The organism is Mannheimia haemolytica (genome assembly GCF_004342115.1).
In the GTDB taxonomy this organism is placed as follows: domain Bacteria; phylum Pseudomonadota; class Gammaproteobacteria; order Enterobacterales; family Pasteurellaceae; genus Mannheimia; species Mannheimia haemolytica.
In genome coordinates this window covers 48,354-64,448 of sequence record NZ_SMAC01000016.1, presented here as the reverse complement: position 1 = coordinate 64,448, position 16,095 = coordinate 48,354, and the positions used below count along the sequence as shown (strand labels likewise).

Here is a 16,095-nt window from a genome sequence, read left to right as displayed (position 1 = left end):
GTTTCGGAACATTTTGCATTTTTTCGGAACGTTTACATAAAAATCACTTATAATAGATTGAAAGATAAGTAATTTTTGTTACTCGTTATTACTGACAATATTTTTAATAAATTTTACCGCTTGTCATCTTATTGATGTTCTAGCACTGTCCCTTTACGGAAAGATGCTGAACTTTTCAATACTTTCATAAGAAAGTAGTAGCTTAAACCAGAAGGAAGTAAACTCACATACCAAGAAAGATCAACCACAATCAATGAGCAAAGTGAACCAATTGTAATAGCTATGATTGCAGCCCAGTTAATCCCTTTGAAAATACCTTCTTTATTATATAAGTCATTTACGTTTAAAGTACGTTTTCTTAAGATGTAGTAATCGACGACCATTACCGCAAAAATAGGGCCTAAGAATGCCGAGTAAATTTTAATAAACAAAGATAATCCATCTGCTGATTCAGCAGTTACCAACTTCCAAGGCATTACACATATAGAAAGAATGCCCACTAAAATGGTGGCATGCGACCATTTCATTTTAAATGAATCCATTAAAATGTAAGATGGCGGAACAATATTATTCAACACGTTTGTCGTAACCTGTGCAAAAGCAATGAATAATAACGTTATTACTGTTAAAAATTTATTATCCATTGCAGTTGCAAATACTTCAATTGGGTCACTATTGCCTGTAGCTGCCGTAACTAACAACCCTATTAAACCCATAAATAAGGTTACAGGGAGGATTGATAATACATAAATCACACCTGTTGCTGTTGGGGTTGTTCCTTTTTTAACGTGGCGAGAATAATCGGAAGCATTTAAAATCATTGTTGAATAAATACCCAAGAATGCTGTAGTTACAGCCCAGAATGGCATTCCCCAAGTGCCTTCAATATTGGCAAAGCGCTCGCCTATTTCTACAGAGAATTTTGTATTCACAACATAAAGCATATAAGCAAGAATACCGATGAGGAACACACAAGAAACATTTTCCAACCATTTAATACCTTTAAAACCATTAATGGATAAGCCAACTTGAAGAACAGTGAATAGCACATAAACAACAGGCAAGTTATCAAAACCGAACAACAGTTTTAAACACATATTGATAGCACCTGCCCCCACCCAACTTTGGAATCCAAACCAAACGATTGCAGGGACACCACGTAAAATACCAGGAATTTTTACACCTGTTGTACCAAAAGAGCTTCGTAGTTGGATTGGGAATGGAATACCATATTTATGCCCGCCATTGCCAATTAGCACAAGGCCGATAGCAATCACAATACAACCAAACGACATTGCAATAATCGCTTGTGTTATCGTTAACGCTCCAATCAGGCTTGCCCCCATAGAAAATGTACCAATAGAAACACAGCCACCAAAAAACTTGCCCAATAGGAAAAGTTATCCATAATGCGTTCTTTGGTTGGCTGTAAGTCAACATTTACTTCTTTTGCTAACTCAGGGTTAAGTTGTGTGTTGTGTTGCATTGTTATGCTCCTTGTTTTGTTTTAGTAATAAATTTTCCAAAACCTTTGCTGTCGGTGAGTTTCCCATCTTGAGCAATCACTTTACCACGTACGATGGTGCAAACTGGTAAACCTTGACCTTTTTTGCCCACATAAGCGGAGATTTTATTCACATATTGCAGATCTTCCGCTTTGATTTCCCACTCCTTGTTTGGGTCAATAATCGTAAAATCTGCATCAAATCCAACTTGAATATCGCCTTTCTGACCATAAATACCGAACGCTTTAGCTGGTAATTTTGCCATTACATTTGCCAATACAGTTGGAGATATTCCACGCTTTATACAACCCTCATAGAAAGCCACTTGTACACAACTTTGAATGCCACTAATCCCGCCCCATACATCAAATACATTGTTAATTTTTTGACCTAAAATTTCATTGTACTTTTCATCATAAGAACAAGGAGAATGGTCGCTACTAATGCCGCTAAATGTCCCATCTACCACATAATTCCATAGACGATCAACATCAGATTTTGAGCGAAGTGGCGGAGCACATTTGAACAACGCCCCTTTTTCAATCACATCATCTTCACTAAAGCAGAGATAATGTGCACAGGTTTCAGCGGTAATATCATAGCCCTCTTCTTGAGCGTCTTTAATTTTTTGAGCAACGTCTGGGTGACTAACGTGGCAAATATGCGCCTTACAGCCCGTCGCTTTAGCAATTTCAATAATATTAATGGTGGCAAGCATTTCTGCAATAAACGGACGGGAATCTAAAAATGCTCGCCAATCTAAACGCCCTTCGTTTTTCATTCTTTGCTCTTGCCATTTGATGGTGGAAAAATCTTCGCAATGAAAACCTGCACGACCACCAAATTTTTGGATAATTTCCATTGCCTCAACAGTTTGACCATAGTTAAGTGAAGCATAATCAGGAGAAACAGGCCCAATAAAGGACTTTAACGCGACACAGCCTTTATCATTTAATTCACTTAAATGCTCAAAATTACTTGGTACTAAACCACCCCAGAAACAGTAATCGACATACGCATTTGGCGATACTTTAGCCATTTTGGCATCAAATATTTTGCCATTAGTTAAAGCAGGCTCATTTTGCACAGGCATATCAATAATGGTGGTATATCCGCCAACTGCGGCGGCTGTACCGTGTGCATAATCTTCACGCCATTCATAACCTGGGTCATTAAGATGGGTGTGAGTATCTATTGCCCCTGGAAAAACATAATTTCCTTTAACATCAATAACGTCTTTTGCATCTGGCTCTGTGCCTTCTTCTAAAATAGCAGCAATCTTACCTGAATTAACGGCAATATTACCGTTGAAAACGGTATCGGATAAGACTATCTTCCCATTTTTTATGATGAGATCATACATAGTCAAATACTCCTTATAGTTGTGTTTGTATTAAAATTTATAGGCAATTTACAAGCGGTCAAATTTAAAAAAAACTTTGCAAATCCCCTCATTTGAATATTATTCGTCTAATAATTGCTCAGCTAATTCTTGTTGTAATACCGCTGCTTTTGAGAAATAGTGATACTCAGTAAACTCTACTGGAGTATGGCTACGACCCTCTTTACTTGGAACAAAAATCATCACAGTTGGAATTTTTTGCCCAATTTCTAATGAATCGTGCCCAGCTCCACTTGGCAAGCGTTTATAGCTGAATTGACGAGCTTTAGTAGCCTCTTCTAAAATGTTTAACATTTTTTCAGATAGCTTAACGGGTTGAATAACCAATTTTGTCTCTTTATCAAATCTCGAACCAATTTTTTTAGTTTCCTCCGCTAATGCTGCATCAATTTTTGCCGTAATATCTTCAATATTTGCCATATTTAAAGAACGAATATCAACACTAAAGATCACTTTTTCTGCCACAATGTTAATCCCACCAGGTAGAACATTCATATAGCCAACCGTCGCTACAGTGCCATCATTTTTCTCTCTTGCCCAGTCTGCAATTTTAGCAATCACTTTAGTTGCCACATCAATGGCATCTAAACGCATATCCATTGGGGTTGTGCCTGCATGATCTGCTCGCCCATGAACCGTAAACATATGACGATGTAAGCCAACAATACCCGTTACTAAACCAATTTCAAGCCCTTGATTTTCTAACACCGGTCCTTGCTCAATATGGGTTTCAATAAAGTGGCCGATTGAGCCCTCTTCCCATTTTGCATTTTGAACTTTTTCTGGATCTAAACCATAATTACGCATTGCTTCATAAATGGAAATGCCATCTTTATCTAAGAATTTTTTGCAATACTCTGCATCACGAAGCCCTAACATTGCACCCGATCCAAAATAACCTGTGCCAAAACGCATACCTTCTTCGTCATTAAAGCCTGCAACGACAAAGCTACGTTTAAATTTTTTTCCGCTTTCTTTCAATAAACGAGCCGTTTCCAGTGCCGTAATCACGCCTGCGATACCATCATAATCGCCACCATGAAGCACACTGTCATAGTGAGAACCAGACATCACACAGGGTAAATTGGGCTCTTCGCCTTCTAAAATACCGAAAATATTTCCAGCTTCATCTTCTTTCACACGAAGACCAACTTCCACGATTAAATCTCTTAAATAATTTACCGCACTTCTCGCCTCTGGTGAGAATGGTAAACGTGTACAACCATTACCTGGTGTCGCAGTAAATTGTTTTAAAGTTTCTAAATTTTGCGTAATACGCTGAGTAATTCGTTCCATTTTTTATTCCTTTTTATAAACGAAAATATTTCGCCATACGTTAATTTTTCTTACGATTTAGAATAAATACATCAACTGGCGAATATAACATTGCCACCAACATTAGCACAAATCCTATATGAATAAAGACATTATTCACTTGATAAATGCCAAGCATAATCAATGCAAACGCTAACATAATCACAATGAAAGCAAGAGTCATTTTGCCTGCTTTAGTTTTAAAAAAACTACTTTCTAATGTAGATTTTACTGTCATAAACTCCTCCTAAAGTGAAGCAAAATAAGCCACAACGCCAATTAATAAAATAGGAAGTAACGTTATCCAAATAATTGTTTTTAACACATCGCCTTCTTTACCTAAAATATTAGCCGTTGTCGTACCTAAAATTATCTTACTTGGGCTAATTGCACTGCCAATAGCGCCGCCTGCAGTTTGGGCACCAAGCACAGCAGCTGAATTCGCATTCAGGAGTTTAGAGGTCGTCATTTGAAAGTCACCAAATAAAATATTAGAACTCATATTACTACCCGTCATAAAAGTACCTAACAAACCAATAAATGGTGATAAAATCACATACGTTTTACCTAATACCGCAGCCATTCCTTCAGCCAACACGGCGGTTTGCCCTGTCCCCCCCATAATTTTCGACATAATCACTAAGCCTACTACCGCAATGCCTGATGGCATTGTCATCGAGATAGATTTTGCAAAAATTGCTCTTGTTCCTCCTTTGGCTATCCAGCCCTTACGTTGGTAATAAATCAAGCCAATAATTGAAGAGATAAATAAGAACATACTTGCGTGAGTAAAAATGGCAATAGGCGAATAAGAGGTATAAGCCTTATTCAAAAAGCCATAGCCTGTTACTGTTTCAGGGAATGCAAAGCCAAATTTAAATTGTGATAAGAACTGATTCACTGGCGTAATAACAAGAATTGCCAATGTCATTACTGATAGCACAATATACGGAATAAAGGCTTGCAGTAAATTCATATTTGGCAAGGCTTCTTCCGTTTCGGTGGTTTTAGTTCTATCCATAATTGGACTCTCTTCCACACGCCAAACCTCTTTATACATACTCATTTTGCTGATAAGCACAATCGCTAAAATTGACAAACAAGCAGGAATAAACGCTGAAATTGTTGTATTTACCTGGCTAAGTAACAATTCGCCACCACCTTGAATAGTGGCAATAATTAAGGTGGCTACTAAGCCTTTTTTCAGCGCTTTGCCTCTACCATAAAACCACGCAATCGCTAAGCCTGTAATGACAATCCAAAACCATAAGAATGCAGAAGACCAAAGTGCTGTTAAAAAGTATTTTTCATTACCAATTTCAAGCCCAGCTGAGCCTGCTAAAGCATCCCAAGCAGCCGCTAATGTACCGAAAGTATTACCCCAAGCCTGACCGAGCAATGGCAATACTACCGCCCATAATGGACGAACACCAATCCCAATTAATAGTGGAGCACCCACCGCAACAGGCACACCAAAACCTGTGATACCTTGTAAGAAACTTTCAAAAATCCAGCCCATTGCCAATACCAGTAATAATTCGTTTGGGAATAATTTACTCATTTCCGAACGAATGACTAAAAAGGCTTTTGCAGCGTCACTGACTTGATACATTAATACCGCAGTCCAAACAATTAACAAAATAATTAATGCATACCAAATCCCTTTTGCTGATTCAATTGCAATTAATGTAACATCTGCTTTGTATAAAAAAATGCCTGAAATAATGGTAATTAATAATCCAACAGGAGCAGCTTCTGTTGCTCCCCATTGGAATTTAACCATTAAAATAACCAATGTGATAATCGGCAATAACGCCATAAACCACATAAAAAAATTCACTGGAATATCCATTTTGTTTAAAACAACCTAATTACAAAAAATTGAAAAAAATGACCGCTTGTGCTAGATATTTTACGAATAAATTACCGTACCTGTTTCGCCTGCAATACCTTCTGCCGCTTTATCTAACAATGTGATTAATGCTCTACGCCCTTCGCCACTTTCTGCGAATTTCAATGCAGCTTCCACCTTCGGCAGCATTGAGCCTTTCGCAAATTGCTCTTCGGCAATATATTGGCGAGCCTGTTCGGTGCTTAATTCAGAAAGCCACTCTTGGTTAGGCTTACCCCAGTTAATGGCAACCTTTTCTACTGCTGTTAAGATAACTAAATAGTCGGCATTAAGTTTTTCAGCCAATAGCGAGCTGGCGTTGTCTTTATCAATAACAGCATTTACACCCACTAATCGACCATTTTCATCAGCAACCACAGGAATACCTCCACCGCCACAAGTAATTACAATATGCCCTGCTTCCACTAATGTTTTAATAGTTTCCAGCTCACAGATACGTTTTGGTTTTGGCGAAGGCACCACAATACGATAGCCACGCCCAGCATCTTCCATTGTGCGAATACCTTTTGCTTCTAGCTCGTCAGCTTCTTCTTTAGTTAAAAATCTGCCTATTGGTTTGTCTGGATTTTGGAATGCAGCATCTTTTGGATCAACCTCAATTTGCGACAAAATTGTACTGACTTTCTGCTCAATACCACGAGTAACCAATTCATACTTAATCGCATTTTGTAAATCAATGCCAATGTAACCTTGACTCATTGCAACACTGGTGGGTAATGGAATTTCATCGCCTGAACTCTTGGCGAAATCATCCATTGCTCGCTGGATCATCCCCACTTGCGGTCCATTACCGTGGGTAATCACAATATTTTTACCCTGTTGTAAGATATCCACAATCACTTTCGCTGTTTTTGCAACGGCTTCACGCTGCTCTACTAAATTATTGCCTAATGCATTACCGCCTAAGGCTAATACGATGGTTTGTTTTGACATTATTTCTCCTTTTTATCCCTACTACCCCATACGAGCCGTATGGGGTTCTATTATTTCAACCACGCCGTGGCTCATAAAGCCCTAGGACTTGGTTTATTCAACCTAGCACGCCTTGGCTAGGTTAATGCAGGATTTTACTCGTTAAACCCTAACTTTCTCGCATACGCAAGCACAGCTTTTTCAAAACAAGCTAGTGGTGGGCGTACTGTGCCTGCACCAATTTGACCGAAACCAGCCACTTTGTGGGCAATACCTGTGTTGATTACAGGGGTAATGCCTTTTTCAACCACTAATCTTGCATCAACACCTAAGCAAGCCCCTTGGAAGTTCCAGTTCGGCACAATGTAGTTAGGGTTACGGTCGATACAAATTTCCATCATATCGTTACTGGTGCGAAGAGCATCTTCATAACCGCCAGCCCCCACAAAACGAGTTACCGCTGGTGCGGCGATCATAGCCAAACCACCCACACCTAAGGTTTCAGTAATGGCTGAGTCGCCAATGTCAGGGCAAGCATCTTCGCCGTCATAGCCAGTAAAATACAAGCCTTGTGGTGTATTCACAGGGCCAACAAACCATTCATCGCCCATACCCGCAATACGAATACCAAAATGCACCCCATTGCGACACATTGCAGTCACAACCGTACCCTCTGTAATGGTTCTCGCCCCGTCCATAATCGCTTTACAGCTTGCCATCATAATGTTTAAGAAGAATTGATCGGTATCCGCTAAAAATTTAATCACATCGTATTTATCATTTTCTGCCAAATCACTCATTGCAGTAATGCGAGGAGCAACTTCTTTGAAGAAAGACATTGAGGCTGCAATATTTCTTTGGTGGAACTCATCCCCCATCGCAATCGCTTTCGCCACCAGTGGATTGACTGCCAAACCGTTTTCCATTGAACGGATTGCCTTGCCAAGTGTTGGACCTAATACATCACGCATCCATTCTAAACGTTTCACCACTTCATCTGAATACGCACCAAAACGCAATACCTTACCGATACCTTCATTCATTGTACAGTAAGCGAAATTGCCATCTGTAGCATTTTCTACTACCCAAACAGGCATATTTGCTGTCGTGATTCCGCCCATCGGACCCACCGCATTCACATGGTGGCACGGCATAAATGTAATGTCGCCGTTTTCTAATAAAGCACGAGCCGAGGCTTCATCTGTCGCCCATTTTTCAAATAATACTGCCCCAACGCAAGAACCTTGCACCGTGTTCGGCATATCTTTGTATTGAATTGGTGGACCAGCGTGTAAGATCACTTTGCCATCGTTTAGCTCTTTGATCACCGTTTTTGCCAACACATTATCACGAATAATTGGTGTGGCTGCCACAACCTTAGCAATCACTTTACGATTTGCCTCATCAATATCCACCGCTTCATATTCGTTTAAGAAATTCAGTGCTTTGATCAACTGAATGTTACCACCTGCTGGAGGTTGCCAGTTAAATTGCACTACTTGGCAGCCAAATTTTTCTGCTACATCTGCAAAACTTTTCAAACCAATATTAATGATTTTAGGTTTTTCAGATAATAAGCGTAATAACTGCTCAGAAGCTGGGCTATTTTCGCCTTGCACTACGGTTTTCGGCTGGATTGGTTTGGTTGGCTCATCAAATGGTAAACCTAATAAATCTAATGATTTTTCTACTGCAGCTTTATTGGTTTCGCATACTTCAACGCCTGCTTCTACCAATTTACGCACGGTTTCATCATAGCCTTGGTAATCGCTGCGAGTACCGCATACGGTTGCCACAAAAGCAACATCACGGCTTTGAGCTTTAGCTTTTTGTTGCAGTTCTTGAATGGTCGGAATTAAGGCTGTTGCCATATCTTCGTGCGAGCCGTATCCTAACACAATGTCGAATAAAATCACGCCAGTAGTCGCATCATCAACCGCATCACGCATAGATTCAATACGCTTGGCGGGGTCAATCATCGGGTGCGGTTTGCCTTGAGTATAAATATCATCGCCTAAATCCACCACGATGTGTCCATCTTGTTTGAACATAAACCCATCGGCTTTCGAGCCGCTGCCTTCAATGCGTAACGCATCTTTCAGCAGCATTGCCGCCTCGCCAGCCAACGTACCGCCTGAATAGTAGGCTTTTAAGGTTTTACCGCAAGCGGTCGAATTTGTCGAATTTTTTGCAAATGTTGGAATTGGCTCTTGACGCACTAATGCCACCGCTAAACGAGCCGCTTCGTCTAGGGTGTAAGCGTGATAGAAGTTTTCTTCATGGAATGTTGGTTTTTCGCCCAAGAATAAGGTAATAACAGGCTTGCTATAACGGCTTAAGCGAGCAGAGATTTTCTCACGTACCGCTTTTGCTGGTGGTTTAGAGATCACGATCAGCACTTTTACTTTGTCGTTTTGTTCCATCGCTTCAATAGCATCTAACATTGTGATACCACCGATGTCTTCGTATAAATCACGCCCCCCCGTACCAATCGCATTTTCCACGCCTTCGCCTAAGCGGTCGATAATCGTGGTTAATTCTTGGATACCCGTACCAGACGCACCAATAATACCGATTGAACCTGGCGTTACGCTGTTAGTAAATGCAATCGGCACACCTTGGATAATCCCTGTTCCACAATCTGGCCCCATTACCACTAAACCTTTACGATGTGCTTTTTCTTTTAACGCTTTCTCATCTTCCACACTTACGTTATCGCTGAACATAAAAACGTTTAATCCCTCATCCAACGCACGGTTCGCTTCCAATGCAGCATAAGCACCTGGAATTGAAATCACCGCCAAGTTTGCACCTGGCAAAGAAGCGGTCGCTTTATTCCAAGATTTTACCACTTCCGTACCGCTGTGAGACGAGCTTGCTTGAGATTTCTGTTTTAAAAATGCTTCTACTTTTTCCATTACCACATTGATCACATCTTCTTGATCAACATCTGCGACTACCACCATATCGTTGGCGGTCGCTTCTAATAATTCCGCGGTGTCTAAGCCACTTTGAGCAAAAATATCTTTGTTTGCTGGGGTTGCCATCATTACAGATACTTTATTTACCCCTTCTAAGCCTGAAATGGCATTAGTGAGCAACATTAACACTACCGAGTCTTGGTAGCTGCCTTTTTTTACTACTGTTTTTAACATATTATTCTTCCTAATTTTATAAGCCTATACAAGCTGTATAGGGTTCTTTGAATTCAGCCACACTATGGCTATATGATAAGATTAGTCCGCAAAACGGTTTTTATGATCGTAGCGGTCAAAATGAATATCGTCACTGATTAAGTATTCATAGACTTTATCCACAATTTCAATACCACCTGTTGCAGCGTATTTATCACGACGCATTTCAGCACGTTGCCCTGGGTAATACACCTTATCGTTACCTGGTGCTGGAGACATTTCATTTAGTTCATTAATTGATTGTGCCATATTTTCACGGAATTGTTCTGCACCACAGAAACAAGCAGGATCAATCACAATATGCATTTGACCTAAACGACGACCTTCCGATAAATCGTGGTACATTGAAGAAACGTGTTTGCCAAATGGTACCCCTAATAAAATACCTGAGAAAATATCTACCATCATCATTAAACCATAACCTTTCGCTCCAGAAATTGGTACTAGAGCATTCACTTTGTTCGGATCGGTTACAGGATTGCCATCAACATCAACTGCCCAATCTGGTGGAATAGATTCGCCACGAGAACGCTTATCTAAAATTTTACCCCAAGCTTGAACGGTCGTTGCCATATCAAACACGACATTTCTGCCTTCATCTGCAGGTGCTGCAAAAGAAATTGGGTTTGTGCCGTAATAAGGTTCAGAACCGCCATAAGGCACCGCCATAGGATCTGATTGACAAAATGAAATAGATAACAAGCCTTCTTTCGCTGCCATTTCTGTGTAATATCCTATCGCACCACTATGAGAAATGTTACGGATACCTACAATTGCAATGCCCGATTTTTTCGCCATTTCAATCGCTTTTTCCATCGCAAAGGTTGCAGCGACATAACCACAGCCGTTATCGCCTTCAAAAATCGCTGAGGCAGGCCCTGTTTCTTTCCATTCAAATTTAGGATTATGTGTGATGCCACCTTTAAAAATACGCTCGCAATAATACTCCATACGAACGGCACCGTGAGAGTGGTAGCCACGTTCATCAGACCACGTCAGAATTTCTGCTGTAATATCTGCGTGCTGATCGTTTAAACCCGCTTTCATTAATTTAGCTTTCATTAAGCCTTTTAATTCTTCTCTTGATAGTTTCATTGTCAATTCCTCAACGTTAAATTAAAGTTCTACATCACGGTTACACTCTTTCGAGTAGATATAGACAAAATCCTCATCACCTACCGCATAACAGGCTTGTGGGCAGTAGGAATCCATAAAAACATAATCATCTTTTTTCACAGGAATCCATTCATCATCTAAACGGTACATTCCTTTACCTGAAAGAAACAGCATTCCGTGTTCTTGGAAGTGCGTTTCAATATAACCATGCGACGCACCAGGCTTAAATAACAAAATGTGCATATTCATATCAAAGCCAAAATCAGTTGCAGAAGGAAGTAAATCTTTAATTAAACAGGTTTTCATTCCTTCATATTCAACATAGTCGATTTCATTCACATTACCTACATAAGTGATTGCCTGGTGACCTTCTAACGCGGTATAACGGCGACGGTGAATATAGATTTTAGTAGCGTGTTCCGATTTATTGATAAAACTCAGCACTTGATCGGCAGGCGAAAAGATATAACCACCGCTTTCTAGAACCACATCAGTATCACCATTTTTAACAGCGAGCTGCCCGCTAATCAAATAAACAAAAACCTCAATACCGTTACCACCTAATTGTGTGCAGCCACCATTCGGGTGAACTACAGCAATATAATCAACAAAAGATGCACCGAGTGCAGGAGAGGATAAAATACTAATATCGCAGTTATGGTAATTTGGAATACTATTTCTCACTAAACCATCTGTTTCCAAAATCACAAAATTATGCTTACGAATTACCGAACGTGTTTCAAGTAATCCTTGTCGATAACCTGTTTGACCATTCAAATATCCCATAATATTCTCCTTCTTTTTATATAAGTTAAGTTGAATTATTTTGTACTATAATATACAAAAATAGAGGTTCATTATGCTAAAAGCAACACAAATCACATTAAATACGGTTCAAGTCCAAGACACAGCTCTTGTAATTGAAGCAACCCATTATCTAGATGATAATATCGCACCTAAAGCGAATCTTATTTATCTACACGGCGGCGGCCTACTTTATGGTACAAAAGAGGATTTGCCTCAACGACATCTTGAAACATTTACTCAAGCTGGTTTGCAAATTTTTGCAATAAATTACCCGCTTGCACCACAGGCTCAGATTGAGGAAATTATAAGCTCCATTCAACAATCTATAAAACATTTACAGAACCAGCTACACCTAGAACTCCCTTATTTTTTATTCGGACGTTCTGCTGGAGCTTATCTTGCATTACTGACTGCTGTCAGACTTAGCCAGCAAATAGAAATTGAAAAGCCAAAAGGTGTTATCTCTTATTATGGTTATGGCTTTTTGAAAGATGGTTGGTTTGATAGCCCAAGCCCACACTATTTAAAATTACCATTAGTCATTGAAAATACCGTTCAATCACTAATAGCCACTCCAAGCCAAGAAGCTGATTTAAACACACATTTCAGTTGTTATGTTCACGCTCGCCAAACTGGCAAGTGGAAATCATTAATTTATCAGGGCAGAGATAAATTTTTCTACCTCGATTACAGCTTACGTTTGGCGGAATTAAATCTACCGATTTTCGCTGCTCACGCCACAAACGACCCTGATGTGCCGTTTGCAGAGTTTCAAGCCCTGTGCGAAAAATTCAACCCAACCAAATTTGTCATCGCCGCCGAATTACACGATTTCGACCGAGATGAACAATCGAAAGATACAGAGGAATTGATTCAAGCGACGATAAAATTTATTCAAAGCACCTAGCACGAGAAGTGCTAGGTTACATAATAAGTCCCTCTGGGATTTTACAAAGTCACAGCGTGTGCTCAGCTTATTGAACCCCATACGGCTCGTATGGGGTTATGAGCTTATTTCTCCAAAATCGTGCCTTTTCTGAAACGTGCACTTGATGCCATATATTTCATACCAAAGTAATAAACCAATCCTGTTGGGATTGTCGCTGTTAGGAATGAAATATCAGCATTAAATAAACCGATAACCGCACCAACAGAGATAGCTAAAATCGCAGCCCAGTTTACCCCTCTGCGATTGCCGTTTTCATCATAAAGTTCAGCAATATCTACTTTCTGTTTGCGTAAAATATAGTAATCCACCAATAACACCGCAAAGATCGGACCGAAGAATACCGTGTAAGTTAATACGAAAATATCTACGCCTTTTGATGAAGCATCTGAGGTAATTAACCAAGGGCAAGTCGCAATCGCTAATAAGCCGATAAGCACTACCGAAGTTTTGTGCTTGATTTTGAATGCATCCATTAACGCATATGCAGGTGGTACAACGTTACTTGCAAGGTTGGTCGTCATTTGAGCGAATAAGATAAATACTAATGTAATAACCACTAAGAATTTATTATCGGCTGCTTGTGCGAACGCATTGATTGGGTTTGCGATACCTGTTGCTGAGGAGATCATTAAACCGATAATCCCCATAAATACCGTTGTTGGTACCATCGCTAAGAAATAAACGACACCACGTTTAGTAGTTGAATAACCGGCTTTTAACTCACGCACATAGTCACCAACATTAAGCATTACTAATACGTTTACGCCAAAGAATGCTACAATCGCACTCACAAATGGTAAGCCCCATGTACCTTCTTTATTAATAAGGTTTTCTTCAATACGCCCACCGAATTTGGTCATACAAACGTAAAACATATAAGCAAGAGAGGCAATAATCACTACCGCACCAATGTTTTCCAACCATTTCAAGCCGTGGAAGCCAGTGGTAGAAATCCAAATTTGCAGTGCTTGGAATAGCAAGAAGTAAAGCACGATATTGTCATAACCAACTAATAAAATAGAAATTTGGTTGATTGCAGAACCGCCTAACCAACTTTGCACACCATACCAAACAATAGCCGGCACACCACGCAGCATAGCAGGTAAAATACCGCCTTTTGTCCCAAATGCACTTTTTAATTGAACGGCATAAGGCACACCACTTTTATAGCTCATTTGGTCGTTTAAACATAAACAAATAATCAACAACAATGAACCAATTAGCATTGCAACAAAAGCTTGGGTTAAGTTCAGCCCTTTCTCTAATTGTCCTGAACCGAGGGCAAAGGTGCCAATAGATACACAGCCCCCTAGCCAAAGAAAGAGATAAGAAAGTAAATCCATAATCCGCTTATTTGCCGGAATTGGTTGTAAGTTGGTATTTTCAGACATTGTGTCTCTCCTGTAATAACATTGTTTTATTTTTATGATAATAAAAGAGCGGTCATTTTTTCAGATATTTTTGAAAAATTGACCGCACTTAAATTCTAGCGTTTGACTGGACGAATAAACTCTCCATAGCCTATCGCATCTTGTTTGTACATACCGTTTTCCGCAACTAAACGACCACGAATGAAAGTATGCGTTGCCGCACCTTTGCCCTCTAAGCCGTTGAAGCAGGTAACGTGCCCCTTGGTAAAGAGTTTTTCTTGTTCTACTTTCCACGGTTTTTCTGGATCAACAATCACAATATCCGCATCAAAACCGATTTCAAAAGCCCCTTTACGACCATATAAACCAAATAGTTTTGCTGGATTCACACCCATTACTTTGGCAATTAAACTTGGACTGAGTTTACGTTGATGCACGACCATATCAAACATCATCGGCAGGAAAAACTGAATACCATTTAAACCACCCCAAGCCTCCCAAATATCGTGAGTGTCATTATTTTTTTCTTCATCGGCTGCTGGAGAGTGATCGCTACCCACGCAAGAAAGCGTACCATCAATCACATAATCCCACAGTTTTTCCATATCCTCTTTTTTACGAAGCGGCGGCGTACATTTCGCAGGGCCACCTTTTTCAAACACAAAATCTTCGGTAAAACCTAAATAATGTGGGCAAGTTTCACCAGACACTGGCAAACCTTCGTAAATCGCATCTTTAACCAACTGAGCCACCATTGGGTGTGTAACGTGGCAAATATGCACTCGTCCACCTGTGGCACGGGACATATCAATGATATTTTTTGTTGCCACAAACTCTACCCACACATCGTGAGCATCTAAAAATTCACGGATTTTTTCCTGATTGGTTAAGCCTATTTTCGCTTTTGCCTCTTTCACACGCTCTTTTACTTGACCATATTCTTCACAGTGAAAGCCCGATAAGGCATTAAACGGCTTTAAGATCTCTAACGCTTTGCGTACGTTCCCTAAATTAACAGTTGGAAATAAATCCCCATTTGGGCAGGTAAATCCTTTAAAAGCAGCTACGCCGCAAGCTTCAAGCTCAACAAGATCAGCGGAATTACTTTTAATGGAGTTCGGGCTATCATCATAATCCCCCACAATGCCGCCCCAAAGGGCAAAATCAATAAAGGAATGCTTACTCACGTTGTCGTGTTTAAGTTTAAAAACGTCTTTGTTAATTAAAGAAGGATCATTATTAAGTGGCATATCAATTAAGGTTGTACAACCTGCTGCTACAGCTGCACGAGAGCCTGTTTCAAAATCTTCACGATAATCAAAACCCGGTTCATTTAAGTGAGCGTGGCAATCGATAATACCCGGATAAACCAAATGCCCCTTGGCATCAACCACTTCTTTCGCTTGGATTTCAATGTCCGGCGCTAAAAAACCGGCAAATTTACCCTCTTTTACCGCAATAGTGGCAGGATAAATTCTATCAGGTGTAACTAATTGACCGTTTTTAACGATTAAATCATACATAATAAACCTTCTTTTTATTGACTTTTAATGGTTTGAAAGGAAAATAAAAAATGTGGAATCGTATTTCAACTTTGCAAGTATACTAATCAAT

13 protein-coding genes are annotated in these 16,095 nt (G+C 39.9%); 1 reads left to right on the top strand and 12 read right to left on the bottom strand.

Annotated elements, in window-relative coordinates; translation table 11 throughout:
• Positions 1–128: 128 nt before the first annotated feature.
• From EDC41_RS07430 to allE, 10 genes are all read right to left on the bottom strand, one after another.
• Positions 129–1,346 (bottom strand): NCS1 family transporter, encoded by a 1,218-nt coding sequence (locus tag EDC41_RS07430; protein ID WP_006252414.1) that lies wholly within the window; start codon positions 1,344–1,346, stop codon positions 129–131.
• Entirely contained in the window at positions 1,331–1,486 is a 156-nt protein-coding gene (locus tag EDC41_RS13515; protein ID WP_006252413.1) for a hypothetical protein, read from the bottom strand. The genes EDC41_RS07430 and EDC41_RS13515 overlap by 16 nt, the downstream gene beginning before the upstream one ends.
• A 2-nt stretch (positions 1,487–1,488) precedes the next feature.
• Entirely contained in the window at positions 1,489–2,868 is a 1,380-nt protein-coding gene (gene allB, locus EDC41_RS07425; RefSeq protein ID WP_006252412.1) for an allantoinase AllB, read from the bottom strand.
• 99 nt (positions 2,869–2,967) lie between these two features.
• On the bottom strand, positions 2,968–4,203 hold the full coding sequence (locus EDC41_RS07420) for a M20 family metallo-hydrolase (protein ID WP_006252411.1): 1,236 nt from the start codon (positions 4,201–4,203) through the stop codon (positions 2,968–2,970).
• Between the two features lie 40 nt (positions 4,204–4,243).
• The gene (locus EDC41_RS07415; protein ID WP_006252410.1) at positions 4,244–4,459 is read right to left on the bottom strand and encodes a hypothetical protein; all 216 of its coding nucleotides are present in this window, start codon (positions 4,457–4,459) and stop codon (positions 4,244–4,246) included.
• A gap of 9 nt (positions 4,460–4,468) precedes the next feature.
• The gene (locus EDC41_RS07410; RefSeq protein WP_235658935.1) at positions 4,469–6,061 is read right to left on the bottom strand and encodes an L-lactate permease; all 1,593 of its coding nucleotides are present in this window, start codon (positions 6,059–6,061) and stop codon (positions 4,469–4,471) included.
• A 72-nt stretch (positions 6,062–6,133) separates the two neighbouring features.
• Entirely contained in the window at positions 6,134–7,066 is a 933-nt protein-coding gene (gene arcC / locus EDC41_RS07405; RefSeq protein WP_006252408.1) for a carbamate kinase, read from the bottom strand.
• Between the two features lie 134 nt (positions 7,067–7,200).
• Positions 7,201–10,200: a bifunctional FdrA/YlbE family protein gene (locus EDC41_RS07400; RefSeq protein WP_006252407.1), complete on the bottom strand. Its 3,000-nt coding sequence runs from the start codon at positions 10,198–10,200 to the stop codon at positions 7,201–7,203.
• 81 nt (positions 10,201–10,281) lie between these two features.
• Positions 10,282–11,334, bottom strand: coding sequence for an ureidoglycolate dehydrogenase (gene allD, locus EDC41_RS07395; protein WP_006252406.1), 1,053 nt, complete (start codon positions 11,332–11,334; stop codon positions 10,282–10,284).
• 21 nt (positions 11,335–11,355) lie between these two features.
• On the bottom strand, positions 11,356–12,141 hold the full coding sequence (gene allE, locus EDC41_RS07390; RefSeq protein WP_006252405.1) for a (S)-ureidoglycine aminohydrolase: 786 nt from the start codon (positions 12,139–12,141) through the stop codon (positions 11,356–11,358).
• Positions 12,142–12,214: 73 nt separating this feature from the next.
• Between allE and EDC41_RS07385 the strand changes: the two genes are divergently transcribed.
• Entirely contained in the window at positions 12,215–13,069 is an 855-nt protein-coding gene (locus EDC41_RS07385) for an alpha/beta hydrolase (RefSeq protein WP_006252404.1), read from the top strand.
• A gap of 104 nt (positions 13,070–13,173) precedes the next feature.
• Here EDC41_RS07385 and EDC41_RS07380 read toward each other — a convergent pair whose 3' ends face one another.
• Positions 13,174–14,502, bottom strand: a complete 1,329-nt coding sequence (locus EDC41_RS07380; protein ID WP_006252403.1) for an NCS1 family transporter — start codon at positions 14,500–14,502, stop codon at positions 13,174–13,176.
• 95 nt (positions 14,503–14,597) lie between these two features.
• Positions 14,598–16,004, bottom strand: a complete 1,407-nt coding sequence (allB, locus tag EDC41_RS07375) for an allantoinase AllB (protein WP_006252402.1) — start codon at positions 16,002–16,004, stop codon at positions 14,598–14,600.
• Positions 16,005–16,095: the final 91 nt, after the last annotated feature.

Bases quoted from the DNA above. Each gene is read 5' to 3' on its own strand.
- arcC (WP_006252408.1), bottom strand. From the start codon at position 7,066: ATGTCAAAACAAACCATCGTATTAGCCTTAGGCGGTAATGCATTAGGC.
- EDC41_RS13515 (WP_006252413.1), bottom strand. From the start codon at position 1,486: ATGCAACACAACACACAACTTAACCCTGAGTTAGCAAAAGAAGTAAAT.
- allB (WP_006252412.1), bottom strand. From the start codon at position 2,868: ATGTATGATCTCATCATAAAAAATGGGAAGATAGTCTTATCCGATACC.
- EDC41_RS07385 (WP_006252404.1), top strand. From the start codon at position 12,215: ATGCTAAAAGCAACACAAATCACATTAAATACGGTTCAAGTCCAAGAC.
- allB (WP_006252402.1), bottom strand. From the start codon at position 16,004: ATGTATGATTTAATCGTTAAAAACGGTCAATTAGTTACACCTGATAGA.
- EDC41_RS07430 (WP_006252414.1), bottom strand. From the start codon at position 1,346: ATGGGGGCAAGCCTGATTGGAGCGTTAACGATAACACAAGCGATTATT.
- allE (WP_006252405.1), bottom strand. From the start codon at position 12,141: ATGGGATATTTGAATGGTCAAACAGGTTATCGACAAGGATTACTTGAA.
- EDC41_RS07380 (WP_006252403.1), bottom strand. From the start codon at position 14,502: ATGTCTGAAAATACCAACTTACAACCAATTCCGGCAAATAAGCGGATT.
- EDC41_RS07415 (WP_006252410.1), bottom strand. From the start codon at position 4,459: ATGACAGTAAAATCTACATTAGAAAGTAGTTTTTTTAAAACTAAAGCA.
- EDC41_RS07420 (WP_006252411.1), bottom strand. From the start codon at position 4,203: ATGGAACGAATTACTCAGCGTATTACGCAAAATTTAGAAACTTTAAAA.
- EDC41_RS07400 (WP_006252407.1), bottom strand. From the start codon at position 10,200: ATGTTAAAAACAGTAGTAAAAAAAGGCAGCTACCAAGACTCGGTAGTG.
- allD (WP_006252406.1), bottom strand. From the start codon at position 11,334: ATGAAACTATCAAGAGAAGAATTAAAAGGCTTAATGAAAGCTAAATTA.